A 26,073-nucleotide genomic window follows, 5' to 3' on the forward strand; every position below is an offset into this window, starting at 1 on the left:
GGGCTTGAAGGAAGGGGCCCGAGATCACCCCTTGGTTTCGCGCAAAGCACGCGATCTTGAGAGCCGCTCCTCCAGGGAGCGCCAGCAATTGGAGATCAGCAGCGAGCCGATCAGAAGCAGGCCGATGATCATGCCTTGCGCGTCGCCGCCGATCTGGTTGAGCGCCAGCACATTGCGGATGATAGCGATCAGGAGCAGAGCCAGCATGACGCCGGTAAGCCGCCCCTTGCCGCCAAAGACGCTGACGCCGCCGAGCAGTACGATGGTGATGACGTCGAGCTCCATACCGAGCGCATTGTTGGCGCGGGCATTGGAAAGGCGTGCGGTGTAAACGATGCCGGCGATGGCCGCGACGATGCCCGAGAGGACGAACAGCTTCAGCACCATTTTGCGTGTGTCGATACCGGAATAACGGGCCACTTCCGGGCTGCCGCCCTGCGCATAGATGCGCTTGCCGGTCGGCGTCTTCTGCAGCACGACGGCAAAGATCGGCGCCAGCACCACGAAAGGGATGATGGTCCACGGTATCTGCGTGCCGGGCAGATTGTTGATACCGAAATCGACGACCGCCGGCGGCAGTATGTTGACCGACCCGGTGCCGAGCAGGATGTAGCCAATGCCGCGATAGAGCGCCATCGTGCCGAGCGTCACCACCAGCGACTGCAGCCCCAGGCCCGAGACCAGATAGCCGTTGAAGGCGCCGAGCAGCCCGCCGGCGACGAGCGTCAGCGGAATGGCCGCCAGCGTCGGCACGCCGGCCTGGACGAGCAAACCAAAGACCACGGATGTCAGCGCCAACGTCGAGGCGATCGACAGGTCGATCTCGCGGGTGATGATGAGCAGCGTCATCGGCAGGATCAGCAGCGCCTTTTCCGAGGCGCTCGCGGCCAGCTGCGATAGATTGAAGCCGGAGACGAAATTCGGCACGAAGACCGCCGCATAGAGGAATATGGCCAGACAGGAGATCGCCAGCAGTAGATCCCAGAAGTCGATCGAACGAAGGAACTTCCTCATCTCGCCCTTGCCTGCCTTGCCTGCTCCGCGCGCCGCACGATGAAGGTGTCGATGCCGATGGCGACCAGGATCACCAAACCGTAGACGCCCTGCAGCCAGAGCGGATCGACACGCACCAGCGTCAGCCCGTTCTTGATAACCAGCAAAGTGAGCGCGCCAAGGATGATGCCGAGCAGCGTGCCCGAACCGCCGCGGATGGCAACGCCACCGACCACCGCCGAGGCGATGACCGTGAGTTCGAAGCCGAGCGCAACACGAGCATCGATGGTGGCGTAGCGGGATGCCCAGAGCGCGCCGCACAGGCCGCCGAGCAGGCCGGCCATGCCAAATGCCAGAAGGATGCGCCGATCGACGGGGATGCCGATGAGCCGTGCGCCATCCGGATTGGAGCCGGTGGCAAACAGCTCGCGCCCAACGGCCGTGCGATAGAGCAGCAAATAGCCGGCGCACAGGATGACAATGGCGATGACGACGATCAGCGGCACACCGGCGATCTTCAGACCGGTCATGTCGAGCCAGGCCTGCGTGACCTCGTCGGCGCTGATCTGGTCGCCGGCCGCCCAGATCGAGTTGAAGCCGCGAAAAATTGACATCGAGGCCAGGGTGACGACGATGGCCGGGATCTTTCCCCTGGTGACGACGAGGCCGTTGAGCAACCCGGCAAGCCCGCCGACCGCGCAAGCAGTGATAAGCCCGATACCAATGTCGAGACCCGGATAGGCCTGAACCATGCTGGCCGCCATATAGGCGGAAAGACCGATCACCGCGGCGATCGACAGATCGATGTTGCGGGTGATCAGAACCAGCATCTGGGCGAGAGCCGCGACTATCAGAAGGGCCGCGTCCATCGACACGGCGGTGAGGTTTGCCGCACTCACCATGCGCGGGTTGACGATGGTGACCGGAATGGCGACGGCCAGCATGGCCGCAAGCAGGCCGAACTCGCGACGCTTCAGGAGATCGAACGGTCCTTTTGCCTTTTCTTCCTGGGCGGCGCGCTGTATCTGCAAGGCTTGGCCGGCGCGTTCATCGGTCTTGGTCGCCGCTTCCAGAACTTTTTCCTGGGTGGCTTGCCCGCGTGCGAACTCGGCGGTCTGGTGGCCTTCGCGCAGGACAACGATGCGGTCGCACATGCCGATCAGTTCGGGCATTTCGGACGAGATCAGCAGGATTGCCATGCCTTGCGCGGCAAGGTCGGCGATCATCGCATGCACTTCCGCCTTGGTGCCGACATCGATGCCTTGCGTGGGCTCGTCGAGAATGAGGACGCGGGGCTCGGTGCGCAGCCATTTGGCCAACACCACCTTCTGCTGGTTGCCGCCGGACAATTCCTTGACCGGTTGCCCGTAGCCGGCAAAGCGCAATTTCATGCGCTTAAGCCAGTCCGCCACCAGATCGATGGCGCGATCGGTGCCGTAGAGACCGCGAGGCGCGGCCTTGTCGAGGACCGGCAGCACCGCATTGTCGAGGATGGAGAAATCCATCACCAGGCTCTGGCCCATACGGTCTTCCGAGACATAGGCAATGCGCGCATCCATGGCGTCGCGCGCCGAGGCAAACTGCACCGGCCTGCCGTCGATCAAGATTTCTCCGGCGTCCGGCCGGTCGATGCCGAACAGCACGCGCGCGATCTCGGTCCGCCCGCTGCCGACCAGACCGCCAAGCCCCAGCACCTCTCCGGCGTGAAGCTTGAGGTTGATGCCGGTAAAGCCGCCGGCGCGCGAAAGTCCCTTCGCCTCCAGCACCAGCGCGCCGGAAGCGTGGCGCCGTTCAGGATAGAGATCGGTAACTTCACGTCCGACCATCATGCTGATGGCAGCGGCGCGGCCAAGCTCGGCCTTCGGCTTGACGCCGATCAGGCGGCCGTCGCGCAGCACCGCGATGCGGTCGGCGATGCGAAAGATTTCATCCATGCGGTGGCCGACGAACATCATCGCCACGCCGTGCAGCCTGAGATCGGCAACGACGCTGAACAGCCGCTCGACCTCGCGCTGCGACAGTGCGGCGGTCGGTTCGTCCATGATCAGCACGCGCGCATCCAGCGACAACGCACGGGCGATCTCGACCAGTTGCTGTTCGGAGGTGCGCAGTGTTCCCAGCCGCGTTGCCGCCGGCACGTCGAGACCGACGGTCGCCAGCACTCTGCGCGCGCCCGCCAGCATGGCGGCATTATCGATGCCGCCGAAGCGGTCGCGCGGCATGTGGCCGAGATAGATGTTCTCCGCCACCGAAAGATCGGGAAACAGGCCGGGATGCTGGTGCATGACCGCAATGCCGGCGGCTTGCGCGTCATGCGGCGAGTGGAAGACCGCCGGCTTGCCGTCAACCTCGACGTGACCACTGGTGGGGGAATGCACGCCGGCCAAAAGCTTCACGCAGGTGCTCTTGCCGGCACCGTTTTCGCCAAGCAGGGCCAGCACCTCACCGGAGCGCAATTCGAAGGACGCGTCCTTGAGCGCAATCGTGCCGCCGAAAGCCTTCGTCGCCTGGACTATAGCAACGGGAACAGCCCGCACCACCGCGGCGGCGGGGGCTTCGCTTTGGGCGCCCGAGTGCAGCACGTCTCCTCCCGGTCTGGTTATTTTTTTAATTTGCTATATTAAATAGCTCAAAGACGCAACGGCAAAATTGACTTCCATGGTTCCGGCGCGCACTGTCGCCGCCAACACAGGCACCGCAGGGTGTCCTCGGTCGCAGGACGATTTATGGCCTTGCGGCGGAACGGCGACATTTGGGAGATGCGGGATTTGTCAGGTAAAGGCAGCAATTCTGTCAAAGTTCGGCATTACAATGAGCGTTTCGTGCTCGACGCCATTCGTCGCCTGAAGGAAGCGTCCAAGTCCGATCTGGCGCGCGCGGCCAGCCTGACGCCTGCAGCGGTCGCTGCCATCGTCGACGGCCTGGAGTCGTCCGGTTTCGTAAAGCAAGTGGGGAAAAGGTTCGGACAGCGCGGTTCGCCGTCCACGCTTTACCGGCTGACACCGGAACGCATCTACAGCGTCGGCATCAAGATCGGCCGGCGTGCGCTCGAAGCCGTTCTGGTCGACTTCGCCGGTGAAATCCGAGCGCGCGAATCGCATGAATACCGCTTCCCCGATCCTGACATGGTGTTGAAGGCCGGCAACATGTCGCTGGCCACCTTCGAAAAACTGGTCGACGGGCTTGGCGACGCCAGCATCGTCGGCGTCGGCATTGCCTCGCCCTATTTCCTCGGCGGCTGGAGCGAGGAACTCGGCTTTCCCGACGATCTCGGCAGCCGCTGGGAAGCGATCGACCTGACGACATGCTTTGCCACACCGCCCAAGACGCCGGTATTCGTCGAAAACGACGCCACGTCGGCGGCACTGGCCGAACTCGTCCAGGGTGCCGGCGCCCGCTTCCGCGACTTCATGCACATCTCGATCGACACCTTCGTCGGCGGCGGCCTCGTGCAAGGCGGCAAGGTCCATACCGGCCCGCACGGCAACAGCGCAGCACTCGGGCCCTTGCCGGTGTCGCCCTCAAGCCTCGATTCGGTGGCGGCCAAGCCGGCGCGCTACCAGAGCCTGCTGCATCGCGCCTCGATCTATGTGCTGGTCAATCATTTGAGGTCACGCGGCGTGGTGATCAACCGGGTGCGGGAGCTCGACCCGCTGCCGCCGGAAGCACGGGCGCCATTGTTCGAATGGATCGACGATTGTGCAAGCGCGCTCGTCGAAGCGATTATCGCCATCACCTCCATCATCGACATCGAGGCCATCGTTCTCGACAGCATCCTGCCGCGGCAGATCCACCTCGAACTGCTGGCCAGAGTGCAGACCCAGTTCAACCAGATCAGCGCCATCGGAATCGTGGCGCCGGAGATCGTGCCCGGGCAATTCGGCCCCGAAGCCTCCTCGATCGGCGCCGCCATGTTGCCGTTCTCTGCGCTGCTGGCGCCCGACAGCGGCGTGCTCATGATCGGCAAGGACCGGACGAAACTGCTGAGCGCGCTGTCCACGCTGGCCGGCACCAAAGGCAACGGATCATCCGCCGACAGTGTCCCGGCCTGAGGCACAATGCGGCACGCTGGACGCAACCTATGGCCACCCTTGCACCCTTTCCCGCCTTCGGCTATAGAGCCGCCACCCGCGTAGACACCCTTGGAGGCAACGCGGCGGAAGGCTGCCTTCCCCTTGTGATCCCGAACAAAGGTCCGCTTGCTTATGCGGCTGCCGGCTTTCGGATATCCAGGCCCGGCGGCTTTCGACGTTTACGGCCCAGCCACGCTGGCCGTGAGCGCTCCAGAACAACGCGAAAGGAAATGCCATGAGCCACGATACTTACGAGCTCAAGGCCGAAGCGCGCGAACAGGTCGGTAAGGGGTCCGCCCGTGCAGTTCGCCGCAACGGTAAAGTGCCTGCAGTGATTTACGGCGACAAGCAGCCTCCCCTGGCGATTGCGCTGACCTACAAGGACATCTACTACAAGATCCATGGCGGCGGGTTCCTGACCACGATCGCCACGATCGATGTCGACGGCAAGAAGATCCAGGTCCTGCCCAAGGACTTCCAGCTCGACCCGGTCAAGGATTTCCCGGTCCATGTCGACTTCCTGCGCATCGGCAAGGACACCGAGGTCAATGTCGACGTGCCCGTCCACTTCATCAATGAGGACAAGTCGCCCGGCATCAAGCGCGGCGGCGTGCTCAACATCGTGCGTCACGAAGTCGAGTTCCACTGCCCGGCCAATGCGATCCCGGAATTCATCACCGTCGATCTCACCGGCGCCGATATCGGCGATTCGATCCACATCTCGGCGGTCAAGCTGCCGGCCGGCGTCAAGCCGGTCATCTCCGATCGCGACTTCACCATCGCGACCGTTGCCGGCTCGTCGGCGATGAAGCCGGAGACCGAAGAGACGGCCGAGGCGGCGGCACCCGAAGCGGCACCTGCCGCCGAAGAGAAGTAACTTCTTTCCGCCCGGAGGTGACGATGCTGCTGTTTGCAGGCCTCGGCAATCCGGGCGCGAAACACGCCAACAACCGGCACAATGTCGGCTTCATGGCGGCGGACGCGATTGCCCGCCGCCATTCCTTTTCGCCCTGGTCGAAGAAATTCCAGGGCCTGATCGCCGAAGGCACGCTTGCAGGCGAAAAGATCATCCTGATCAAGCCGCAGACCTTCATGAACCTGTCCGGCCAGGCGGTCGGCGAAGCACTGCGCTTCTACAAGCTCGCTCCGTCGGCACTCACCGTCTTCTATGACGAGATCGACCTTGCCGAGCGCAAGCTCCGCGTCAAGACCGGTGGCGGCTCCGGCGGCCACAATGGCATCCGTTCGATCGACGACCATGTCGGCAACGCCTATCGCCGCGTGCGCATCGGCATTGGCCATCCCGGCGTCAAGGAACTCGTGCATGGTCATGTGCTGGGCGATTTCGCCAAGGCCGACCGTGAATGGCTGGAGTTGATGCTCGATGCCATCGCCGCCAATGCCGAACTGATCGTCAGGGGGGACGAGCACGGCTTCATGAACAAGGTCAGCGTTGCCGTCCAGGGCAAGGCAGCGCCCGAAAAAGCCGGATCGAAGCAGGAAGGCCCGAAGCAGGAAGGCCCGAAACAGCAGAGCCACATCCGCCAGGCGCGACCGCAGCAGCCGGTGGCCAAGCTTCCCGAAACCGGCCCCATGGCCGCCATGCTGAAGAAGCTGTTCGGCGGCAAGGGCTAGGCCTCGCCCCTGATCGTGGCCGCGGGGCTTGACGTTCGTTACCCCTATCGCCCATAGCCCTCATCAAACTTCGATTTCCCGATAGGACCGGACAAAATGGGTTTCAAATGCGGCATCGTTGGCTTGCCCAACGTCGGCAAGTCAACGCTTTTCAACGCGCTGACCAGGACGGCCGCGGCGCAGGCCGCCAACTATCCCTTCTGCACCATCGAACCGAACACCGGCGAGGTGGCGGTGCCCGATCCGCGCCTGCAGAAGATCGCCGCCATCGGCAAGTCGAAGGAGATCATCCCAACCCGCATCTCCTTCGTCGACATCGCCGGCCTGGTGCGAGGCGCCTCGAAGGGCGAAGGGCTGGGCAATCAGTTCCTCGCCAACATTCGCGAGGTCGACGCCATCGTCCATGTGCTGCGCTGCTTCGAGGATGACGACATCACCCATGTCGAGGGCCGTATCGATCCCGTCGCCGACGCCGAGACGGTTGAAACGGAGCTGATGCTCGCCGACCTCGACAGCCTCGAACGCCGCATCGTGCAGTTCCGCAAGCGCGCGTCCGGCAAGGACAAGGAAGCGACCACCGTGCTGCCGATGATGGAGGCCGCACTTGAGCTTCTGCAGGCGGGCAAACCGACCCGCATCCTGCTCAAGGGGATTTCCGCCGAAGACCTGCGCATCCTGCAGGGACTGAACCTTCTGACCTCGCATCCCGTGCTCTATGTCTGCAATGTCGCCGAGGCCGACGCTGCCACCGGCAACGAGCACACCAGGGCGGTGGAAAAGATGGCCGCCGCCCAAGGCGCCCGCACGGTCGCCATCTCGGCTGCGATCGAGGCCGAGGTCGCCCAGCTCTCCGACGAGGAGGAGATGGAATTCCTGTCCTCGCTCGGGCTGGATGAGCCCGGCCTGAACAAGGTCATCCGCGCCGGCTACGAGCTTCTGCAGCTGATCACCTATTTCACCGTGGGCCCGAAGGAGACGCGCGCCTGGACCGTGCACAAGGGCGCCAAGGCGCCGCAGGCGGCCGGCGTCATCCACACCGATTTCGAGCGCGGCTTCATCCGCGCCCAGACCATCGCCTACAATGACTTCGTCACGCTGGGCGGCGAAGTGGCGGCCAAAGAGGCTGGCAAGGCGCGCGACGAAGGCAAGGAGTATGTCGTCCAGGACGGCGACATCATGCTGTTCAAGTTTAACACGTGACGCATTGAACCTCATTTGCTTGGAAGCGTCCCGCCTACCTGATCGCAGGGACCTTTGCGCAAACATCACGAACGAACGTACGGTAAACACCAAAAGCGCACGGGACAAAAAACGTCAGCAGGCATTACAAAAATTACATCGCGCACCACATATAGGCTAGCAGAACGTCTGCGAAGCAGTTAACGTTCAATAGGCAAACGCATCCGTTCGGAAGCAGCGCCGAAGCCATCATTGAATAATACAATGAGACACGCGCTGCGTTCCCTACCGGGAACGGTAGCGAACGTTAACTATTTCGTAGGTAAACTAGCACTGCCACAAGGGAGAACCGCAATGGCCGAACGCAAATCAGCTCTTAAACGGGCGCCAGAGCGCCCGGAACTCCAAGCGAAGCTTGAACGCGCCAAAACGATTGTTCTGACCGATGATCAACTCCAAGAACAGCGGGCCAGCTTTGCGTATGGGAATGCACCCAAAGGCTCGCGGATAACAAAAGAGTCGGCCTTGCGCGCGACAAAACACATGCGCGTTTCTGAGCCGCGAGCGGCATAACTAAAGGGAGCCCGGCCTAGCCGGGCTTTTTCTCATGCTCGTATTAGAACATGAAGATCAGGAATTGTACGACCGGGTACAGGAGCAAAACCTGATCCGACAGTACGATCTCATGACCAACTGCATAGAGATAGGCCTGAAGCAAGGGCCAACGGCCTTTGACAAGTACATGCTGTGGGCTCTCAACGCCGTAGCAGTGACGAATATTTCCGCCTTTGGTGGACGCTTTCGTGAGGAGCCTATCTATGTGGGTGACCACAAGCCGCCACATTTTAGAGAAGTGCGAGACTGGATGGATCGCTTTATCTCTAATGTTCATGAGAACTGGTACATTTGGACGCCAACGGAGTTGGCGGCTTATGGGCTCTGGCGCTTAAACTGGATCCACCCTTTCATTGAAGGAAACGGGCGAACAGCTCGAGCTGCGTGCTACTATCTTCTTTGCGTTCGCAACGGATCACTTCTCCCAGGTCGAAAGACCCTCCCGGAGAGGATCCGCGAAAACCGCGACGGCTACGAAAAAGCACTGATAGCAGCTGACGAAGCGTGGGAAGCTGGGCATCTCGATTTCACCGAGATGGAGGATTATCTCGCCGGTCTGGTTCAAGCTCAGCTTGACGATGACGGCCTTCCCTACAACGGCTAACAGAGCCACTTCTACCTGCCTTCCGCATCGCTTGACTGCCCCTGGCGACGGGTCTAAGGGGGCGTCTGCACCGGCCGGGCTTCGTCCATATGCCTGTCCCCGCCCGCATCCAAAACGACGCGTCGCTACGAACGAAAACCTCTTTGGCCCCAGCAAGGGAGACCGGCGATGATCAAGGCCTTCGTCGTGGAGAATGATCGCCTGCGCGTCGTCGACGATCTCCTGGCAAGCGGCGACAGGGTGGTCTGGGCCGATCTCCTCAGCCCGACAAAGGAAGAAGAGGCGACGATCGAAACCTGGCTCGGCGTCGCCATTCCGACGCGCGAGGAGATGGAGGAGATCGAGATTTCCAGCCGCCTCTATGTCGAGGACGGCGCCTATTTCATGACCGCCACGCTGCCCGCCCAGACCGAGGTCGACGATCCGCTGATGTCGCCGGTCACCTTTGTCTTGGCTGGCAACAGGCTGGTCACCGTGCGGTATCACGAGCCCAAGGCCTTCACGACCTTTCCGCTGCGCGCCGAGAAGGTGGCGACCGGGTGCAACAGCAGCGACACCATCCTGATCGGCCTGCTGGAGGCGATCGTCGATCGCCTGGCCGACATTCTGGAACGCGCCGGCCGCGACATCGAGTCGATCTCGCGCGATATCTTCGAGGCGAGCTCGACCAAGGTTTCCAAGCGCAATCGCGATTTCCAGGAGCTGCTGAAGGCCATCGGCCGCAAGGAGGACATCGCCTCCTCGATCCGCGACAGCCTGATTTCACTGCAGCGCCTCGCCGGCTTCCTCGCCCATGCCTCGACGCAGACCAAGATGAGCAAGGACATCCGGGCGCGCATCAAGACCTTGTCGCGCGACGTGCTGTCTCTGGCCGACCACGCCACCTTCCTGTCGCAGAAGATCTCCTTCCTGCTCGACGCGACACTCGGCATGATTTCGATCGAGCAGAACGCCATCATCAAGATCTTCTCCGTCGCCGCCGTCATCTTCCTGCCGCCGACGCTGGTCGCCTCGATCTACGGCATGAACTTCAATGTCATGCCCGAACTGACCTGGAGCTTCGGCTACCCCTTCGCCATCGGCTTGATGATCCTGTCGGCGATCCTGCCGTTCTGGTATTTCCGCCGCCGCGGCTGGCTCTGAGCAAGGCTTGGCTCACCAGAAATCACTTGACCAAAGCCTGTCCGGCCTGCATCCGGGAACGCCGATCCGTGGATCGTACAATCTTGAACCGGATTCCAGACCATGACCGGAAAGACTTGGGCCACCGAAAAGACCTGGGCCTATGAGGATTTCGTCGAAGGCGTGTCGCTCGACCTCGGTACCAAGCTGGTAAGCGCTGCCGAGATCATCGAATTCGCCACCGAATTCGATGCGCAGCCGATGCATCTCGACGAGGCGGCGGGCAAGGCCAGCATTCTTGGCGGACTGGCGGCCTCCGGCTGGCACACCTGCGCGATGTTCATGCGCATGCTGTGCGACGCCTTCCTGCTCGATTCGACCTGTCAGGGCGCCCCTGGGGTCGACCTGGTCCGGTGGAAGAAACCGGTTCTTGCCGGCGACATCCTGAGCGGCAACACCACCGTCCTTGCCAAGCGCTTGTCGAAGTCCAAGCCCCAGCTCGGCCTTGTCACCATGCGTAGCGAGCTTTTCAACCAGCGCGGCGAAAGCGTTTTCGATCTCGAAAACACCGTCATGTTCCTCGCGCGCGATGCCGCACAGGGCCGCTCATGACATTGGACGAGTTCTTCTGCATCGGCGTCACCATCACGCTCGGCTCGCATACGTTCGAACCCGAGGCGATCAAGGCGTTCGCCCGCAAATACGATCCGCAGGTCTTCCATCTCGACGAGGCGGCGGCGAGGAGGAGCGTGTTCGGCGGCCTGTGCGCATCGGGCTGGCACACCGCCGCCACCTGGATGAAACTGAACCTTGCGACGCTCATGGTGACCGAGAAGGATTGGACCGGCCCCGGGCCCTTGCCTGAATTCGGCCCTTCGCCCGGCTTCAAGAACCTCAAATGGCTGAAACCCGTCTATGCCGGGGAAACCGTCACCTTCACCCGCACGGCGCTCGGCCATCGTCCGATGGTCTCGCGGCCGGGCTGGCGGCTGCTCTCGCTACGCTGCGAGGCCTTCGATTCGACCGGCGACAAGGTCCTCGAGTTCGACAGCGCCGTGCTGGTGAAAGTGGGGTAAGCGGAGTTTTTCCCTCCCCCTGTGGGCGCGCCCAACAGGGGAAGAGGAAGAGTTGCACCTCTCAATGCCCTTCAAACCCGATCAGCGTTCTGACCGGCACGCCGAGCGCCTCGAGTTTCTCGCGGCCGCCGAGATCCGGCAGGTCGATGACGAAGCAGGCGGCGAGGATGTCGGCGCCGATTTGCCTGAGCAGCTTGACCGCCGCTTCCGCCGTGCCGCCGGTGGCGATCAGGTCGTCGACGAGGATCACCTTCTCGCCCGGAGAGACGCCGTCTTTGTGCATCTCCATCTCGTCCAGCCCGTATTCGAGGCTGTAGGCGACGCGCACCGTGTCGAACGGCAGCTTGCCCTTCTTGCGGATCGGCACGAAGCCGGCCGAAAGTTGATGGGCGATAGCACCGCCCAGGATGAAGCCCCGCGCCTCGATGCCGGCGATCTTGTCGATCTTCAGTCCGGCATAGGGATGCACCAGTTCGTCGATGGCGCGGCGGAAGGCGCGCGCATTGCCCAGAAGCGTGGTGATGTCGCGAAACAATATGCCCGGCTTGGGGTAGTCGGGAATGGTACGGATGGCGGAGAGCAGCGTCTCTTCGAGGGAGGATTTCATGGTTCGCACTCCACGCTGGCGCGTTTGCTGCCTCGCTGCGAAGAGCGAGACCCGTTGCTTGCTCGGACGTCCGCCCGTTTCAAGCGAGATTACCTGAAACGCAGATTTTCGCGCGTCAATTGTTCGATCGAAGTGCAACCCATCAGCTTCATGCCCCGCTCGATCTCGACACGCATCTGTTCGAGCGCGCGTTCGACGCCCGCCTGCCCGGCCGCCGCCAGCGGGAAGAGATAGTAGCGGCCGACACCGACGGCCTTGGCACCGAGCGAGAGCGCCTTCAGCACATGCGTGCCGCGCTGCACGCCGCCATCCATGATGACATCGATTCGGTCGCCGACGGCGTCGACAATCTCGGCAAGCTGGTCGAAGGCCGCCCGCGAGCCGTCCAGTTGCCGGCCGCCATGATTCGACAGGACAATGCCGCTGCAGCCGATCTCGACCGCACGCTTGGCATCCTCCACCGACATAATGCCCTTGAGGCAGAACGGACCAGACCAGAGCCTGACCATTTCGGCAACGTCGTCCCACGTCATCGACGGATCGAGCATTTCGGTGAAGTAGCGGCTGATCGACATGGTTCCGCCGCCCATGTCGACGTGCTCGTCCAGTTGCGGCAGCTTGAAGCCCTCATGCGTGAAATAGTTCAACGCCCAGCCCGGCTTGAGGGCGAACTGTAGCATTCCGGCCAGGTTGAGCTTGAAGGGAATGGCAAAACCCGTGCGCTTGTCGCGCTCGCGATTGCCGCCGGTGATGCTGTCGACGGTCAGCATCATCACTTCGACGCCAATGTCCTTTGCGCGTTGCATCATCGCTCGGTTGAGGCCGCGATCCCGATGGAAATAGAACTGATAGACTTGTGGTCCACTGCTGATCTGGCGCGCCTCCTCGAGGCTGACGGTACCAAGCGAGGAAACACCGAACATCGTCCCGTATTTGGCAGCGGCCTTGGCAACCGCGCGCTCTCCCTGATGGTGAAACAGGCGCTGCAAGGCGGTCGGCGAGCAATAGACGGGCATCGCCAATTTCTGGCCCATGACCGTCACCGACATGTCGATCTCGCTGACGCCGCGCAAGACGTTGGGAACCAGATCGCAAGTTTCGAAGCTTTCGGTGTTGCGGCGATAGGTGACCTCATCGTCCGCCGCACCGTCAATGTAGTTGAAGATCGGCCCCGGCAACCGCCGTTGCGCCATGCGCCGGAAATCGGAAAAATTGTGGCAATCCTGCAGCCGCATCAGCGAATTCCAAAGGCCATGGCGTCGACAATCCCTTCGTCGCCGTTCGTGCGTCGAATATCAATCACGTAGCTCCGTGCCAACGGACTATTTACGAAGCTGCCCTTGCTGATCACGGCCAATAGCAAAAGGGCGCCTCTCGGCGCCCCTGCCTTTCGGTGCGTCTGGACCGCTCAGTGCGCCACGCCGGCCCACACCTTGCGCTTCGTCAGATAGACCAGCGCACCGAAGAGCAACAGGAACACCAGCACGCGAAAGCCGGTCTTCTTGCGGTCTTCCAGATGCGGCTCGGCCGCCCACATCAGGAAGGCCGAGACGTCGCGGGAATACTGGTCGACCGTCTGCGGCGAGCCGTCATCATAGGTCACCTGGCCGTCAGAGAGCGGCTTGGGCATCTTCAGCGACACGCCGGACAAGAAGTACGGATTGTAGTGCGTGCCCTCCGGTATCACCATGCCCGCCGGCGGCGTCTCGTCATAGCCGGTCAGCAGCGAATGGATATAGTCGGGACCGCCTTGCGCATACTGTGTGAAGATGTCGAAGACGAAGCGCGGAAAGCCGCGCTCGACACCGCGCGCCTTGGCCAGCAGCGACATATCGGGCGGGGCGGCGCCGCCATTGGCCGAGGCTGCGGCCTCTTCGTTGGGGAACGGCGCCGGGAAATGGTCGGACGGCTTGCCCGGGCGATCGAACATGTCGCCGGCATCATTGGGACCATCGTTGATCGTGTACTCGGCCGCCAGCGCCTTGACCTGCGCCTCCGAATAGCCAAGGTCCTCCAGCGTGCGGAACGCCACCAGATTCATCGAATGGCAGGCAGCGCAGACTTCCTTGTAGACTTTCAGCCCGCGCTGCAACTGTGCCTTGTCGTAGGTGCCGAAAGGTCCGGCGAAGCTCCAGTCCATTTCCTTCGGCTCATCGATCGGGAAATGCGTCGGCGCGGCCGCGTTGTGTGCCTCCTCCGCGGCGATTGCCGCTGTGCCCGCAAAGACCAGGCCGAGCAACGCCAGCGAGGTGAGAATCTTCTTCATGCCAAATCCCCTTGAGATTCTCACGCTCAGCCCTTGGTTTCCGGCGCGGCCGTAGCCCCCGCGGGATGGTGACCGCCACCCTTGTTCTTTTCGAGCACCGCCTCGGTGATCGAATTAGGCAAGCGCCGCGGCGTCTCGATCAGGCCGAGCACCGGCAGTGCAACCAGGAAGAAGGCGAAGTAGAACAGCGTCGCCATCTGCGCCATGAACACATAGCTGCCTTCGGCCGGCTGTGAGCCCAGCCATCCCAGCAGGATGGCATCGGCCACGAACAGCCAGAAGAACAGCTTGTACCAGGGCCGGTAGACCGCCGAGCGCACCTTCGAGGTGTCGAGCCAGGGCACCAGGAACAGCATGACGATGGCGCCAAACATCGCGAGCACGCCACCGAGCTTGGAGTCGATCGGCCCGATATTGAAGGTGATGGCGCGCAGGATGGCATAGAAGGGCAGGAAGTACCATTCCGGCACGATATGGGCGGGCGTCTTCAGCGGATTGGCGACCGTGTAATTGTCCGGATGGCCGAGATAGTTCGGCAGGTAGAAGACGAAATAGGCAAAGACGAACAGGAAGACGATCATGCCGAACGCGTCCTTGATGGTCGCGTAAGGGGTGAAGGCGACGGTGTCGGTCTTCGACTTGACCTCAATGCCGGTCGGGTTCGACTGGCCGACCACATGCAGCGCCCAGACATGCAGCACGACGACGCCGGCGATCATGAACGGCAAGAGATAGTGGAGCGCAAAGAAGCGGTTCAGCGTCGGGTTGTCGACGGCGAAGCCGCCGAGCAAGAGCTGCTGGATCCAGTCGCCGACCAGCGGGATGGCGCTGAAGAAGCCGGTGATGACGGTGGCGCCCCAGAAGCTCATCTGGCCCCAGGGCAGCACATAGCCCATGAAGCCGGTCGCCATCATCAGGAGGTAGATGATGCAGCCGAGGATCCACAAGAGCTCGCGCGGTGCCTTGTAGGAGCCGTAATAGAGGCCGCGGAAGATGTGGATATAGACGGCGACGAAGAAGAACGAGGCGCCGTTCGAATGCAGGTAGCGCAAGAGCCAGCCCGAATTCACGTCGCGCATGATCTTCTCGACCGAATCGAAGGCGAGAATGCTGTCCGGCGTGTAGTGCATGGCCAGCACGATGCCGGTCAGGATCTGCGCCACCAGCATGATCGACAGGATGCCGCCGAAGGTCCAGGCATAGTTGAGGTTGCGCGGCACCGGATAGGCGACGAAGCTGTCATAGACCAACCGCGGCAGCGGCATGCGGGCGTCGAACCAGCGTTCGATACCGGTCTTGGGCGTATAGGTCGAGTGTCCCTCGCTCATCGAAATGTCCCCTAGCCTCAGCCGATACGGATCTTGGTGTCGGAAATGAACTGGAACACCGGCACCAGCATGTTCTCCGGCGCCGGCCCCTTCCGGATGCGGCCGGCGGTATCGTAAACCGAACCGTGGCATGGGCAGAACCAGCCGCCGAACTCGCCTTCCTGGCCGAGCGGAATGCAGCCGAGATGGGTGCAGACCTGGACCATCACCATCCAGGCTTCCTTGCCCGGCGTCGTGCGGTTGGCGTCGGTCGCCGGCGCGTCGGCCGGCAGATTTTCATTGCGGGCGATCGGGTCCTTGAGGTCGGCCAGATTGACCGCCTCGCCGTCCTTCATCTCCTGTTCGGTGCGGTTGCGCACGACCACCGGCTTGCCGCGCCATTTCACGACAAGCGACATGCCCGGCGTCAGTGAGGCGACGTCGACCTCGACCGAGGCCAGCGCCAGCGTCGAGGCGTCCGGGCGCATCTGGTCGATGAACGGCCATGCGACGGCGCCCGCGCCGACCACTGCGGCCATGCCGGTGGCGACGTAGAGAAAATCGCGACGGTTGGGATCGTGGATTTCGGTTGCGCTCACGGGTGCCTGATCCTTTCGCCTCTTCGATGCCGGTGGCCGAGCCTTGTTCCCCGCTCGTTTACGCCAACCCGACAGCGCATGGCGAACAGGCTAGCGAATTCCTCCGGCATTTGGACTTCGGTTTATGCGTGAAGCCCGTTTTTGTCCAGACGGGTGAAGGCACAAGGGCAGATTGTCGCGGGCGTCCTGCGCAGACATAAATTTGACCCCCGAACACGAATGTAGCAATATATCTACATCTTCTCGACAAAGGTGCCGAAATGAACATCGGGGCGAGGACGATCACCACCATTTCGAGCCGTGAATTCAATCAGGATACGGCTCGCGCCAAGCGCGCCGCCAGGAACGGCCCGGTCTTCATCACCGACCGTGGCAAGCCTTCCCATGTGCTGATGTCGGTGGAGGAGTATGCGAAATTGAAAGGCCCCGAGGGCGGGCCGGAGAAATTCAAAAGCCTTGCGGACCTTCTGGCGGATGATCGGCCGGAGGCGGATTTTGATTTCGACATCCCGGAACTCAAGAGCGTGTCCCTGCGGCCTCCCGAGTTCGACTGATGTACCTGCTCGATACGAACGTCATCTCCGAACTTAGGCGGAGAGACCGATGCGACCCGAACGTTCGCATTTGGGCAGAAAGTCGAAATCCGGCCGAGTTTTACGTTTCGGCCGTCAGCATTCTCGAGGCTCAGATCGGCGCGCTCAGAGCAGAACGAAAAGACATGGGGAAAGCAGCCGTTCTGCGCGCCTGGATCGACGGAATGATTGCCGAGATCGCAGAGCGCGTACTCCCCGTGGATCTTGCCGTGGCGCTGCGCTGCGCGCCTCTCCACGTTCCGGATCCTCGGCCTGACCGCGACGCCTACATCGCCGCCACCGCGCTGGTCAACAACATGACGGTCGTGACCCGCAATACGAAGGATTTCGAAGGCACCGGAGTGAAACTATTCAATCCCTGGATACCGGTGGCGAGTTAGATGGCCATGGCGCATGTCATCAACCCTGACCGCTGGGCGAACGCGCCCGACCGCTGGCAAGGCGAACTGGAGTGTGGTGCCTGGGGCTCCAACTGCTGCCTGATCTTCAACTACCTGCCCGGCATCGGCGGCGGCCCGCGCCTGCACCAGCATCCTTACAGCGAGATCTTCATCATCCGCGCCGGCACCGGCCTGTTCACCGTCGGCGATCAGGAAATCGAGGCCACCGCCGGCCAGATCCTGATCGTGCCGCCCAACACGCCGCACAAATTCACCAATCTGGGGCCCGGTCCGCTCGAAACCGCCGATATCCACGAGAACGGCAGCTTCATCACCGAATGGCTTGAGTAGACCATGATGGCGAACCGAAGGTCCGCGGCGAGAAGTGGAGCCGGTTTTCGAAAAGATCATGGTCAAACAAAAAGACAAATCTACTTCGCGCCGAGCCTGGCAAGCACGGCTTTCGGGATATCGTATTCGCGGATCACCGCGTCGTGCCTGCGAAGGCCGCACAGTTCGCGCTGGATGAAATAGCCGTGGACGGCCTCGGCCGCCTCCCTGAGCAGCCGGGGCCGCTGCTCGTCGCCGCCGTTTTCGCGCAACCTCGTCAGCGTTTCCTCGACGCGCTGGCCGGCGCGCCCGAGTGCCGCCGCCTTTTCGGCGAGGATTTCGTGGCCGAGCAGGTCGAGCGCGCTCTCCTGCACGCCCGTACGTCCAAAATTCGAAGGCATCCGGTTCGACATGGCTTGTCTTACTCCGCCGGTCTCGTCTCTTCCAGGGCGCTTTCCTCGTTGAACAGGAAGCCGCCGGATTGCCGCTTCCACAGCCGCGCATAGAGCCCGTCCCGCGCCACCAGTTCGTCATGCGTGCCCTGTTCGACGATGCGGCCGCCATCGAGCACCACCAGGCGATCGAGCGCCGCGATGGTCGACAGCCGGTGCGCGATGGCGATAACCGTCTTGTTCTCCATCAGCCTTGCCAGATTCTCCTGGATGGCCGCCTCGATGTCTGAATCGAGCGCCGAGGTCGCCTCGTCGAGGATCAGGATCGGCGCGTCCTTGAGGAAGACGCGGGCGATCGCCACGCGCTGGCGTTGGCCGCCCGAGAGCTTGACGCCGCGCTCGCCGACAAAGGCCTCGTAGCCCTGCCGGTCGCGATTGTCGCGCAAGGTCAGGATGAACTCGTGCGCCTCGGCCTTCTTCGCCGCCGCGATCACTTGCGCCTCGGTCGCGTCAGGCATGCCGAGCTTGATGTTGTCGCGCAGCGAGCGGTGGAACAATGCTGTATCCTGGCTGACGACACCGATATTGGCGCGCAGCGAGTTCTGCGTCACCTTCGAGATGTCCTGGCCGTCGATAAGTATCGTCCCGCCCTCGAGGTCATAGAGCCGCAGGATCAGGTTGGCGAGCGTCGTCTTGCCGGCGCCGGACGGTCCGACCAGCCCGACCTTTTCGCCCGGCCGCACCACGAGATCGATGCCATTGAGCACGCCGAAACCCTTGCCGTAGTGAAACTCGACATTTTTCACCTCGATCCGTCCGCCGGCTACGACCAGCTCTTTCGCGTCGGGCGCGTCGATCAGGCCGAGCGGCTGCGAGATCAGCGCCTTGGAGTTCTCCAACACGCCGAGATTCCTCAGGATGCCGTTGAGCTGCATCATCAAACGGCCGAGCAGCATGTTGAGCCGCAGCACCAGTGACAGCGTGAAGGCGACCGCGCCGACGGTGATCGAGCCTTCGACCCAGAGGTAGACGGCAAAACAGGCTATAGCAGTGATCATGATGCCCGACAGCGTCGTCAGCGCCATGCGCACGCCGGTCAGCCGGCGGGTGAACGGGCGAAGCGCGTCGAGATAGATGTCGAAACCGCTCCTGAGGTAGCGGTCGTCGCCATCGGCGGAGAACAGTTTCAGCGTCTGCACGTTCGAATAGGAATCGACGATGCGGCCGGTGATCATCGAACCGGCCTCGGCCGTTTCTTCGGCATGCTTACGGATCTCCGGCACATAGAGCCTGGCTAGGACGCCAAAGGCGGTGATCCAGATCACCACCAGGGCCGCCAACCTCAGATCGAGACCGGCGACCAGCGCCAGCGTCGTCACCGTATAGACGATCATGAACCAGACGACCTCGATGAAACTTTCCATCAGGTCGCCGGTCGCCTGTCCCGCCTGCCAGACCTTGGTGGCGATGCGGCCGGCGAAGTCGTTCTGGAAGAAAGCGTAGGACTGGCGCGAGACATGGCGGTGCGCCTGCCAGCGCACCAGATTGTAGAAGCCCGGCGTGATCGTCTGCTCGTCGACCAGCGCCGACAATCCGACGACGATGGTGCGGATGACCAGCACCACGGCTGCCATGAAAACCAGTTCGGGACCGGCGGCGGTCCACAGGGCGTGCCAGCTGCGTTCGGGAAGCTGGTCGAGTATGTCGACCAGCCTCCCGACGAAATAGAACAGTCCGGCTTCGACCAGCGGTGCGATGCCACCGATCACCAGCATGGCGAAGAAGGCGAATTTCGCCTGCCCGACATAGTGCCAGAGGAAGCCGCCGACGCTGAGGGGTGGCCGAAGATTCGCGGGCTCCAGGAATGGATAGACCCAGTTCTCGAACCAGCGGTAGACGGCAGTCATCATGCGGCGGCCATCATTCTGCGGCTTGACCCTTGGCAAGGGCATCGTTGGCGGCGGGGGCCGGACCGTCGTCGAGCAGGAAGCCGCCCGACTGACGTTGCCAGAGCTGCGCGTAGAGGCCGCCGCTGGCGACGAGTTCCTCATGCGAACCTTCCTCGATGACATGGCCCTTGTCCATGACGACGAGCCGGTCCATCGCCGCGATGGTCGACAGCCGGTGGGCAATGGCGATGACGGTCTTGCCTTGCATGAGCTTGTAAAGGTTCTCCTGGATGGCCGCCTCGGCCTCTGAATCGAGCGCGGACGTCGCCTCGTCGAGAATGAGGATCGGTGCGTCCTTCAGCATAACACGGGCGATGGCGATGCGTTGCCGCTGGCCGCCGGACAATTTGACGCCGCGGTCGCCGACATGAGCATCGAAACCCTTGCGGCCAGTAGCGTCGACAAGTGCCGATATGAAATCCAGCGCCTCGGCGCGGCGTGCCGCCTCGACAAGCTTCTCCTCGCTGGCGTCAGGCCGGCCGTAAAGGATGTTCTCGCGCACCGAGCGATGCAGCAGCGAGGTGTCCTGCGTGACCATGCCGATCTGGGCGCGCAGCGAATCCTGCGTCACCGAGGCGATCTCCTGGCCGTCGATCAGGATCCGGCCAGCTTCCAGGTCGTAGAAGCGCAGCAGCAGATTGACCAGCGTCGATTTGCCGGCGCCCGAACGGCCGACGATACCGACCTTTTCGCCGGGCTTCACCGTCAGCGACAGGGCCTCGATCACGCCCTTCTGCTTGCCATAGTGGAAGCGGATGTCCTCGAAGCGGATCTCGCCCTTGGTGACGGCAATGTCCTTGGCGCCGGGCCTGTCCTCGACCAGGCGCGGCAGCGAGATCGAACCGATACCGTCCTGGACCGTGCCGATGTTCTCGAACAGTCCGGACATCTCCCACATGATCCACTGCGACATGCCCCACAGCCTGAGCACCAGGCCGATGACGACTGCGACGGCGCCGATCGTCACCGCCTGACCGAGCCACAGCCACAGCGAGATCGCGGTGACCGAAAACAGGAGCAGCGAGTTGAGGACGTAGAGCAGGCCGTAAAGCACCGTCACCAGCCGCATCGACCGGTAGACCGTATCGAGGAAGCCCGCCATGCCTTCCCTGGCGAAGGACGCCTCGCGCCGCGCATGGCTGAACAGCTTGACCGTCTGGATGTTGGAGTAGCTGTCGACGACGCGGCCGGTCATGGTCGAGCGCGCATTGGCCTGCTCCTCGCCGACCTTGCCCAGCCGCGGGATGAAGAAGCGCAACAGCCCGATATAACCGGCAAGCCAGACGGCGAGCGGCGTCGCCAGCCGCCAGTCGGCCGAGCCGACGATGACCAGCATGCCGAGGAAATAGACGACGACATAGTTGAGCACGTCGATGAGCTTGATGACGCATTCGCGCACGGCGAGCGCCGTCTGCATCAGCTTGGTGGCGATGCGTCCGGCGAACTCGTCCTGGTAGAAGGTCATCGACTGCTTGAGCAGATAGCGATGCACCTGCCAGCGGATGCGCATCGGATAATTGCCCATCAGCGTCTGCTGATTGAGGAGCGAATGGAACCAGACGGTCGCCGGCAGTGCGAAGACCACGATGAAGGCCATGCCGGCGAGCTTCCAGCCCTCGGTCTGCAGGAACGTCTCGCGGTTCTGCGCCGACAGCCAGTCGACGATCCGGCCGAGGAAGCCGAACATCCACACCTCGGCCAGGGCGATAGCCGTCACCAGCACCGCATCGAGAATGATGTAGGGCCAGGCGCCGCGCGTATAGTGCACGCAGAAGGCGACCAGCGTCTTTGGGGGCTCGACCGGTTCCTCGGCAGGGAACGGATCGAGCCTTTTTTCAAACCAGCGGAACATTGTCTTGGTACTCATATGTCTGTTTTTGCGCTCACGCGGCGCGGGAATGGGTAGCGTCCCTGGATCGCATGGCGCCAAGGACCGACGGCCCGGAATCGCCCGGGCCATCGGTCCTGCTTCGCGCAATATAGGGTGTCGCGGACTTTTCGCCGACAGGCTCGTTTGACGATCCTGACGGCGCGGTGTCAACGACCCGGATCTTCGCGCCCGGCCTGATCAGCCTGATGATGCGGCGCACCAGCGAAGGACGACTGTGATCAGGAACCGCGCGCGAGAAGTCGACATCGGGCAGCATGCCGCGATGCGGACGCCGGCGCGTCTCGGCGTGGACAGCCGACGAATAGGTTTCGCCGATCAGCAGCGCCCAAGTCGCCATCTTGCGCTCGTGCAGGCTTCTTGAACCGGGTATTTTATAGGGATCGAACATTGGTCCGTCCTCCATGTGAAGATGCGATAAAAAGGGTGAAGCAAGCTCGACCGCCGGCATTCGGCCAAAGGCAGGGATAACGTCGGCGCGCATTGCGTCGGTCAGGACACGATGGCTAGCATCGGTCCGGATACGTTCAGGTGGGGCGCTCAGCCCCTTTTGCAGTTTGAAAAACATCGCAGGATTCCTTCGAGGGCCGAAAACTGGGTTCGGCGGGAATCGGTGCGATCAAATCTTAAAGTATCAGGAGAATCGTCGTGCCGAAACCGCCGTGGGGCGTACTAGGCCCCGAGAGGGGCGCTGGTTGTGCATGGTCATCATGAATTCCCCCTCCATCGGTTTGGGTTGACAATGAAGCTGACATACCCGACTTCGCAGAAAATGGCCACCCGCAGGTCCAGGAATTTCCAAAACCGCGAAATCCCTGTGGCGGATCTGCCACTTATCAGAGCGCCGCGCGTCCAGTGGACGCGCAAAGGACGCTCTGACACCTTGGATTGGTGCATGGTCCTTTCCGAAAACCGAAACCGGTTTTCGGGGCCATGCACTAGGAAGACGCGGAAATGAACGACCGTCTCCGCATCGCGCTCTACCAGCCGGATATCGCCGGCAATACCGGAACAATCCTGCGCTTCGCCGCCTGCCTCGGGCTCGATGTCGACATCATCGAACCGACCGGCTTCCCGATCTCCGATCGCTCGCTGAAACGGGCCGGCATGGATTATCTCGAAATGGCGCGGCTTTCCCGGCATGTCGACTGGCAGGCCTTCGAAAACTGGCGCAGAAGCGAAGCGCGGCGGCTGGTGCTGCTGTCGACCAAAGCCGCGACCGCCTACACGGACTTCGCCTTTGCGGCCAGCGACATAATCTTGTTCGGCCGCGAATCCGCAGGTGTGCCGGATTCTGTCCACGAGGCGGCTGATGCGCGATTGACGATCCCGATGCAGCCCGGCGCGCGCAGCATCAATGTCGCGCTTTCCGTCGCCATGGTGGCTGGCGAGGCGATCCGGCAGCTCCGATAGGATTCGCCGGCCATCAGCGGACGTGGCGGCCACGGCCGCTTTCTGGCCCCCGGCTGCTTCCCGGCCAATGACCGCGCCCTCTCTTGTCATTTTCACCCAGGCGCACATCGCCTTCTCCTGCGGTTTGCATATCCAGGGTTTCTTGGTTACAAGCTCAACTTAACTTGAGGTCAAGCGGAAAATTCGAATGGCTCCGGTAACGGAATTGACGGTCGGTCAAGTGGCGCAGCGCAGCGGGGTGGCGGTATCGGCGTTGCATTTCTACGAGACGCGCGGGCTGATCCGCAGCCACCGCACGCCAGGCAATCAGCGCCGCTATGGCCGCGACGTGCTGAGACGCGTGGCGATCATCAGGATCGCGCAGGAGGTTGGCATCTCGCTGGCCGAGATCGGTGCAGCGCTTCAATCCCTGCCCGAAGGCCGCACGCCGACGCGCGAGGATTGGTATCTGCTTTCAACGGCTTGGCGCGATGGGCTCGATCAAAAGATCAGCCAGTTGAAGAAGCTGCGCGACGGGCTGACCGACTGCATCGGCTGCGGCTGCATGTCGATCGACAAATGCCCGCTCAGGAACAAGGACGACCGGCTGGCAAGGGAAGGCACCGGGGCAAGGCGGCTGCTTGTCGCGCGCTAGCGCCTGTCGCCCAAAAGTGCGCAGCGGTTTTGGGATAACGACATTCGCCAACAACTTGAAGCGAGTCGCGGAACGCGGCGCGCTTCAATCCGCAGCCGGTAGCCGTCTGATAGTGAATTCGATGACGTCGCCCGGCCGTTCGAACCAACTCTCGATCTCGGTCCAGTAGGCCTGCTTGGGAAAGCGCTCGAACCATTCTTGCGCCTTGAGGCGCGCATCGGGGCGCGGCAGCACGAAGGTCTCGCGCAGGAAACCGTCGCGCGGCATGCGCTCGCGCTCGGCGCGCGAACGATCGAGCCTTTTCTTCAGCCCATCCAGCGGCGGTCTTGCCGGGGTGCGCACGAAAGAACTCCTTGCCCCTTGATCAGACTTGACGCTTCCACCCAAGAGATTAGGGATCGCGCCCGGAAAAGGCTAGTGGTCCGATTCCAACATTCGCCTCCCATGTCCACAAGCGCCGTTGCGAATGTTGGAATCACACGGACCACTGGCAAGTTTATGTTTCTAGTGGAGTTTTCGAATTTGACATTTGCATCGTGCCCTGTGCCATGCGGTGTGCAAATGTCAAATTCACTCCACTAGGTCTTTTGTCGGCTGCAACTGGAGACAGCATTTGGAACGACCTGAAATACCCGTGGGGCTGCCGGCCGACATAGAACAGAAGAAGATGAAGGCCAGGCTGTGGTTCGAGACGCTGCGCGAGCGCATTTGTGCAGCCTTCGAGCAGGTCGAGCAGGATCTGCAGGGACCGCTGGCCTCATGGTCGCCCGGCCGTTTCGCGAAGACGCCGTGGGAGCGCGACGAAGGCCGCGGCGGCGGCGGCACCATGTCGATGATGCATGGCCGTGTCTTCGAGAAGGTCGGCGTCCACACCTCGACCGTCCATGGCGAATTCTCGCCGGAATTCAGGAAGCAGATGCCGGGCGCCGAGGAAGACCCCAGCTTCTGGGCGAGCGGCATTTCGCTGATCGCCCATCCCTGGAACCCCAACGTGCCCGCGGTCCACATGAACACGCGCATGGTCGTCACCTCGCGCCATTGGTTCGGCGGCGGCGCCGACCTGACGCCGGTGCTCGACCGCCGCCGTGTCCAGGACGACCCCGATACACTGGCCTTCCATCGGGCCATGCAATTCGCCTGCGAGAAGAATGCCGGCGTCGCCGATTACGCGAAATTCAAGGCCTGGTGCGACGAGTATTTCTTCTTGCCGCATCGCAACGAGCCGCGCGGCACCGGCGGCATTTTTTTCGACTGGCTGCATTCGGGCGAGGACAAGGGCGGCTGGGACGCCGACTTCAACTTCGTCCAGGATGTCGGGCGATCTTTTCTCGTCGTCTACGGACATCTCGTTCGCGCCAACTTCAACGACAACTGGACCGACGGCGACCGCGACGAGCAACTCATTCGCCGTGGCCGCTATGTCGAATTCAACTTGCTTCACGATCGCGGCACCATCTTCGGACTGAAGACCGGCGGCAATGTCGCGTCGATCCTGTCCAGCCTGCCGCCGGAAGTAAGGTGGCCGTAAAAAAATGGTGAGCGGAGCGTGAAACCGCATTCATGTCCCATTCGCCTGATTTTGGCGGGGAATGTGGCGCCGCGAATATCTTTTTCGTCTAATACACAATTGAAATATTTGGATTATTTGTCGTTTCCGGGCCGGGAAACGCCGGCGGTTCTCTCCTCCTCTGGAACCGCGACCCGACGCGACCGGACGGCCCATGATTGAGTGGGCACCTGCCCAAACGGGTGCCCTCATTTTCCAGGAGAGCATGCCATGCGCAAGCTTATTATGACGGCCGCGGCTGCCGCCGTTCTCGCCTCTGGTGGCGCCGCCTTCGCCGCGGTCAAACACATCACGGGCACGGTCAAGACCTATGATGGAACGGCCATGAGCCTTGTTCTGGATGACGGATCTACCTTTACGCTGCCCAAGACCTTCAAGGATCCTGGCCTGAAGGCCGGCGAAAAGGTCCGCGTTTCCTGGGACATGAGCGGCAAGCACAAAGTTGCCGAGGCAGTCAAGATCGTGAAGTGATGGCCTGACCGCCGAGCAAGACGTGGTCTTGTCTCCGAGAGCAAGACACAGTCTTGTCTCCGGGGTAGCGTAAGGGGGCGGAGCAGCGCTGCTCCGCCCTTTCTTACTGATCCTTCGGATGCCCGGCGCTGCCATGCAACTGAATCCGCCGAGATGTGTTATGCTAGTCCTTCAACGAGAAGGGAGAGAGCCAATGAAGGAATTTCAATGCGGGTCGCTCGTTCCCGGCTGCGAATGGCACACACGCGCCGATGAAGAAGCCGAAGTCATGCGCCGCGCCGTCGAGCATATGCGCGAGACGCATGGCGAAACGACCATCCGCGAGACGATGATCGAGGCGATCCGTTCGCGCATCCAGAAGGTCCGCGACGCGGCTTGAC

At 62.2% G+C, this 26,073-nt stretch carries 29 protein-coding genes; 17 read left to right on the forward strand and 12 right to left on the reverse strand.

What is annotated here, in order from left to right:
- Positions 1-24: 24 nt before the first annotated feature.
- Positions 25-1,014: an ABC transporter permease gene (locus AC0L2H_RS00715; protein WP_473588398.1), complete on the reverse strand. Its 990-nt coding sequence runs from the start codon at positions 1,012-1,014 to the stop codon at positions 25-27.
- Positions 1,011-3,575: an ATP-binding cassette domain-containing protein gene (locus tag AC0L2H_RS00720; RefSeq protein WP_473588399.1), complete on the reverse strand. Its 2,565-nt coding sequence runs from the start codon at positions 3,573-3,575 to the stop codon at positions 1,011-1,013. The genes AC0L2H_RS00715 and AC0L2H_RS00720 overlap by 4 nt, the downstream gene beginning before the upstream one ends.
- Positions 3,576-3,815: 240 nt before the next feature.
- On the opposite strand from AC0L2H_RS00720, the gene AC0L2H_RS00725 reads away from it, so the two are divergent.
- From AC0L2H_RS00725 to AC0L2H_RS00765, 9 genes are all read left to right on the forward strand, one after another.
- Positions 3,816-5,045, forward strand: coding sequence for an ROK family transcriptional regulator (locus AC0L2H_RS00725; RefSeq protein ID WP_473588400.1), 1,230 nt, complete (start codon positions 3,816-3,818; stop codon positions 5,043-5,045).
- Between the two features lie 256 nt (positions 5,046-5,301).
- Positions 5,302-5,943: a 50S ribosomal protein L25/general stress protein Ctc gene (locus tag AC0L2H_RS00730; protein WP_097572325.1), complete on the forward strand. Its 642-nt coding sequence runs from the start codon at positions 5,302-5,304 to the stop codon at positions 5,941-5,943.
- Between the two features lie 23 nt (positions 5,944-5,966).
- Positions 5,967-6,701: an aminoacyl-tRNA hydrolase gene (gene pth, locus AC0L2H_RS00735; protein ID WP_473588401.1), complete on the forward strand. Its 735-nt coding sequence runs from the start codon at positions 5,967-5,969 to the stop codon at positions 6,699-6,701.
- A 96-nt stretch (positions 6,702-6,797) separates the two neighbouring features.
- A complete protein-coding gene (gene ychF / locus AC0L2H_RS00740) occupies positions 6,798-7,901 on the forward strand; it encodes a redox-regulated ATPase YchF (protein WP_473588402.1) in 1,104 nt (367 codons plus the stop codon).
- Positions 7,902-8,234: 333 nt separating this feature from the next.
- Entirely contained in the window at positions 8,235-8,453 is a 219-nt protein-coding gene (locus tag AC0L2H_RS00745; protein WP_473588403.1) for a hypothetical protein, read from the forward strand.
- A 34-nt stretch (positions 8,454-8,487) separates the two neighbouring features.
- Entirely contained in the window at positions 8,488-9,099 is a 612-nt protein-coding gene (locus AC0L2H_RS00750) for a Fic family protein (RefSeq protein WP_473588404.1), read from the forward strand.
- 168 nt (positions 9,100-9,267) lie between these two features.
- Positions 9,268-10,242, forward strand: coding sequence for a magnesium/cobalt transporter CorA (gene corA, locus AC0L2H_RS00755; RefSeq protein WP_473588405.1), 975 nt, complete (start codon positions 9,268-9,270; stop codon positions 10,240-10,242).
- 102 nt (positions 10,243-10,344) lie between these two features.
- On the forward strand, positions 10,345-10,833 hold the full coding sequence (locus AC0L2H_RS00760) for a MaoC family dehydratase (RefSeq protein ID WP_473588406.1): 489 nt from the start codon (positions 10,345-10,347) through the stop codon (positions 10,831-10,833).
- Positions 10,830-11,297 carry a MaoC family dehydratase gene (locus AC0L2H_RS00765; RefSeq protein WP_473588407.1) on the forward strand — a complete coding sequence of 156 codons (468 nt, stop codon included), beginning with the start codon at positions 10,830-10,832 and terminating at the stop codon, positions 11,295-11,297. Before AC0L2H_RS00760 ends, AC0L2H_RS00765 begins: the two co-directional genes overlap by 4 nt.
- Positions 11,298-11,358: 61 nt before the next feature.
- Here AC0L2H_RS00765 and AC0L2H_RS00770 read toward each other — a convergent pair whose 3' ends face one another.
- The 5 genes from AC0L2H_RS00770 to petA form a co-directional block, all read right to left on the reverse strand.
- Positions 11,359-11,904, reverse strand: coding sequence for an adenine phosphoribosyltransferase (locus tag AC0L2H_RS00770; RefSeq protein WP_473588408.1), 546 nt, complete (start codon positions 11,902-11,904; stop codon positions 11,359-11,361).
- A gap of 89 nt (positions 11,905-11,993) precedes the next feature.
- Positions 11,994-13,139, reverse strand: coding sequence for an alpha-hydroxy acid oxidase (locus AC0L2H_RS00775; RefSeq protein ID WP_473588409.1), 1,146 nt, complete (start codon positions 13,137-13,139; stop codon positions 11,994-11,996).
- 173 nt (positions 13,140-13,312) lie between these two features.
- Complete coding sequence (locus AC0L2H_RS00780; RefSeq protein ID WP_107649754.1) at positions 13,313-14,170, reverse strand: cytochrome c1; 858 nt, start codon at positions 14,168-14,170, stop codon at positions 13,313-13,315.
- Positions 14,171-14,196: 26 nt separating this feature from the next.
- The gene (locus tag AC0L2H_RS00785) at positions 14,197-15,498 is read right to left on the reverse strand and encodes a cytochrome b (protein WP_473588410.1); all 1,302 of its coding nucleotides are present in this window, start codon (positions 15,496-15,498) and stop codon (positions 14,197-14,199) included.
- Between the two features lie 17 nt (positions 15,499-15,515).
- Positions 15,516-16,076: a ubiquinol-cytochrome c reductase iron-sulfur subunit gene (gene petA / locus AC0L2H_RS00790; protein ID WP_097572335.1), complete on the reverse strand. Its 561-nt coding sequence runs from the start codon at positions 16,074-16,076 to the stop codon at positions 15,516-15,518.
- Between the two features lie 260 nt (positions 16,077-16,336).
- Here petA and AC0L2H_RS00795 point away from each other — a divergent pair, with 260 nt between their 5' ends.
- Genes AC0L2H_RS00795 through AC0L2H_RS00805 form a run of 3 tightly spaced genes read left to right on the forward strand, consistent with a single transcriptional unit; the run spans position 16,337 to position 17,400 of the window.
- Positions 16,337-16,630 carry a type II toxin-antitoxin system Phd/YefM family antitoxin gene (locus AC0L2H_RS00795; RefSeq protein WP_473588411.1) on the forward strand — a complete coding sequence of 98 codons (294 nt, stop codon included), beginning with the start codon at positions 16,337-16,339 and terminating at the stop codon, positions 16,628-16,630.
- Complete coding sequence (locus AC0L2H_RS00800; RefSeq protein WP_473588412.1) at positions 16,630-17,049, forward strand: PIN domain-containing protein; 420 nt, start codon at positions 16,630-16,632, stop codon at positions 17,047-17,049. Before AC0L2H_RS00795 ends, AC0L2H_RS00800 begins: the two co-directional genes overlap by 1 nt.
- Before the next feature lie 6 nt (positions 17,050-17,055).
- Entirely contained in the window at positions 17,056-17,400 is a 345-nt protein-coding gene (locus tag AC0L2H_RS00805) for a cupin domain-containing protein (protein WP_473588860.1), read from the forward strand.
- A gap of 80 nt (positions 17,401-17,480) precedes the next feature.
- Here the strand turns inward: AC0L2H_RS00805 and AC0L2H_RS00810 are convergent, their stop codons facing one another.
- The 4 genes from AC0L2H_RS00810 to AC0L2H_RS00825 are packed head-to-tail and all read right to left on the reverse strand — an operon-like array spanning position 17,481 to position 21,999.
- On the reverse strand, positions 17,481-17,792 hold the full coding sequence (locus AC0L2H_RS00810; protein ID WP_473588413.1) for a DUF6665 family protein: 312 nt from the start codon (positions 17,790-17,792) through the stop codon (positions 17,481-17,483).
- 8 nt (positions 17,793-17,800) lie between these two features.
- On the reverse strand, positions 17,801-19,681 hold the full coding sequence (locus AC0L2H_RS00815; RefSeq protein ID WP_473588414.1) for an ABC transporter ATP-binding protein: 1,881 nt from the start codon (positions 19,679-19,681) through the stop codon (positions 17,801-17,803).
- 10 nt (positions 19,682-19,691) lie between these two features.
- Entirely contained in the window at positions 19,692-21,572 is a 1,881-nt protein-coding gene (locus AC0L2H_RS00820) for an ABC transporter ATP-binding protein (protein WP_473588861.1), read from the reverse strand.
- Positions 21,573-21,603: 31 nt separating this feature from the next.
- Entirely contained in the window at positions 21,604-21,999 is a 396-nt protein-coding gene (locus tag AC0L2H_RS00825; RefSeq protein WP_473588415.1) for a hypothetical protein, read from the reverse strand.
- A 563-nt stretch (positions 22,000-22,562) separates the two neighbouring features.
- On the opposite strand from AC0L2H_RS00825, the gene AC0L2H_RS00830 reads away from it, so the two are divergent.
- The gene (locus tag AC0L2H_RS00830; protein WP_473588416.1) at positions 22,563-23,021 is read left to right on the forward strand and encodes a tRNA (cytidine(34)-2'-O)-methyltransferase; all 459 of its coding nucleotides are present in this window, start codon (positions 22,563-22,565) and stop codon (positions 23,019-23,021) included.
- 187 nt (positions 23,022-23,208) lie between these two features.
- Positions 23,209-23,655, forward strand: a complete 447-nt coding sequence (soxR, locus tag AC0L2H_RS00835) for a redox-sensitive transcriptional activator SoxR (protein ID WP_473588417.1) — start codon at positions 23,209-23,211, stop codon at positions 23,653-23,655.
- A gap of 84 nt (positions 23,656-23,739) precedes the next feature.
- On the opposite strand, the gene AC0L2H_RS00840 is transcribed toward soxR, so the two are convergent.
- Complete coding sequence (locus AC0L2H_RS00840) at positions 23,740-23,997, reverse strand: hypothetical protein (RefSeq protein ID WP_008877705.1); 258 nt, start codon at positions 23,995-23,997, stop codon at positions 23,740-23,742.
- 325 nt (positions 23,998-24,322) lie between these two features.
- Between AC0L2H_RS00840 and hemF the strand changes: the two genes are divergently transcribed.
- From hemF to AC0L2H_RS00855, 3 genes are all read left to right on the forward strand, one after another.
- Entirely contained in the window at positions 24,323-25,183 is an 861-nt protein-coding gene (hemF, locus tag AC0L2H_RS00845; protein WP_473588862.1) for an oxygen-dependent coproporphyrinogen oxidase, read from the forward strand.
- A 249-nt stretch (positions 25,184-25,432) separates the two neighbouring features.
- Positions 25,433-25,693 carry a DUF1344 domain-containing protein gene (locus tag AC0L2H_RS00850; RefSeq protein WP_107649744.1) on the forward strand — a complete coding sequence of 87 codons (261 nt, stop codon included), beginning with the start codon at positions 25,433-25,435 and terminating at the stop codon, positions 25,691-25,693.
- 193 nt (positions 25,694-25,886) lie between these two features.
- Positions 25,887-26,072 carry a DUF1059 domain-containing protein gene (locus AC0L2H_RS00855; RefSeq protein ID WP_097572344.1) on the forward strand — a complete coding sequence of 62 codons (186 nt, stop codon included), beginning with the start codon at positions 25,887-25,889 and terminating at the stop codon, positions 26,070-26,072.
- Position 26,073: the final 1 nt, after the last annotated feature.

Source organism: Mesorhizobium sp. WSM4871, assembly GCF_055811295.1.

Excerpts from the sequence above, each read along its gene's own strand:
- AC0L2H_RS00715 (WP_473588398.1), bottom strand. The coding sequence starts at position 1,014 with ATGAGGAAGTTCCTTCGTTCGATCGACTTCTGGGATCTACTGCTGGCG.
- AC0L2H_RS00730 (WP_097572325.1), top strand. The coding sequence starts at position 5,302 with ATGAGCCACGATACTTACGAGCTCAAGGCCGAAGCGCGCGAACAGGTC.
- pth (WP_473588401.1), top strand. The coding sequence starts at position 5,967 with ATGCTGCTGTTTGCAGGCCTCGGCAATCCGGGCGCGAAACACGCCAAC.
- ychF (WP_473588402.1), top strand. The coding sequence starts at position 6,798 with ATGGGTTTCAAATGCGGCATCGTTGGCTTGCCCAACGTCGGCAAGTCA.
- AC0L2H_RS00745 (WP_473588403.1), top strand. The coding sequence starts at position 8,235 with ATGGCCGAACGCAAATCAGCTCTTAAACGGGCGCCAGAGCGCCCGGAA.
- AC0L2H_RS00750 (WP_473588404.1), top strand. The coding sequence starts at position 8,488 with ATGCTCGTATTAGAACATGAAGATCAGGAATTGTACGACCGGGTACAG.
- corA (WP_473588405.1), top strand. The coding sequence starts at position 9,268 with ATGATCAAGGCCTTCGTCGTGGAGAATGATCGCCTGCGCGTCGTCGAC.
- AC0L2H_RS00760 (WP_473588406.1), top strand. The coding sequence starts at position 10,345 with ATGACCGGAAAGACTTGGGCCACCGAAAAGACCTGGGCCTATGAGGAT.
- AC0L2H_RS00765 (WP_473588407.1), top strand. The coding sequence starts at position 10,830 with ATGACATTGGACGAGTTCTTCTGCATCGGCGTCACCATCACGCTCGGC.
- AC0L2H_RS00770 (WP_473588408.1), bottom strand. The coding sequence starts at position 11,904 with ATGAAATCCTCCCTCGAAGAGACGCTGCTCTCCGCCATCCGTACCATT.
- AC0L2H_RS00775 (WP_473588409.1), bottom strand. The coding sequence starts at position 13,139 with ATGCGGCTGCAGGATTGCCACAATTTTTCCGATTTCCGGCGCATGGCG.
- AC0L2H_RS00780 (WP_107649754.1), bottom strand. The coding sequence starts at position 14,170 with ATGAAGAAGATTCTCACCTCGCTGGCGTTGCTCGGCCTGGTCTTTGCG.
- AC0L2H_RS00785 (WP_473588410.1), bottom strand. The coding sequence starts at position 15,498 with ATGAGCGAGGGACACTCGACCTATACGCCCAAGACCGGTATCGAACGC.
- AC0L2H_RS00795 (WP_473588411.1), top strand. The coding sequence starts at position 16,337 with ATGAACATCGGGGCGAGGACGATCACCACCATTTCGAGCCGTGAATTC.
- AC0L2H_RS00800 (WP_473588412.1), top strand. The coding sequence starts at position 16,630 with ATGTACCTGCTCGATACGAACGTCATCTCCGAACTTAGGCGGAGAGAC.
- AC0L2H_RS00805 (WP_473588860.1), top strand. The coding sequence starts at position 17,056 with ATGGCGCATGTCATCAACCCTGACCGCTGGGCGAACGCGCCCGACCGC.
- AC0L2H_RS00810 (WP_473588413.1), bottom strand. The coding sequence starts at position 17,792 with ATGTCGAACCGGATGCCTTCGAATTTTGGACGTACGGGCGTGCAGGAG.
- AC0L2H_RS00815 (WP_473588414.1), bottom strand. The coding sequence starts at position 19,681 with ATGATGACTGCCGTCTACCGCTGGTTCGAGAACTGGGTCTATCCATTC.
- AC0L2H_RS00820 (WP_473588861.1), bottom strand. The coding sequence starts at position 21,572 with ATGTTCCGCTGGTTTGAAAAAAGGCTCGATCCGTTCCCTGCCGAGGAA.
- AC0L2H_RS00825 (WP_473588415.1), bottom strand. The coding sequence starts at position 21,999 with ATGTTCGATCCCTATAAAATACCCGGTTCAAGAAGCCTGCACGAGCGC.
- AC0L2H_RS00830 (WP_473588416.1), top strand. The coding sequence starts at position 22,563 with ATGAACGACCGTCTCCGCATCGCGCTCTACCAGCCGGATATCGCCGGC.
- soxR (WP_473588417.1), top strand. The coding sequence starts at position 23,209 with ATGGCTCCGGTAACGGAATTGACGGTCGGTCAAGTGGCGCAGCGCAGC.
- hemF (WP_473588862.1), top strand. The coding sequence starts at position 24,323 with ATGAAGGCCAGGCTGTGGTTCGAGACGCTGCGCGAGCGCATTTGTGCA.
- AC0L2H_RS00850 (WP_107649744.1), top strand. The coding sequence starts at position 25,433 with ATGCGCAAGCTTATTATGACGGCCGCGGCTGCCGCCGTTCTCGCCTCT.
- AC0L2H_RS00855 (WP_097572344.1), top strand. The coding sequence starts at position 25,887 with ATGAAGGAATTTCAATGCGGGTCGCTCGTTCCCGGCTGCGAATGGCAC.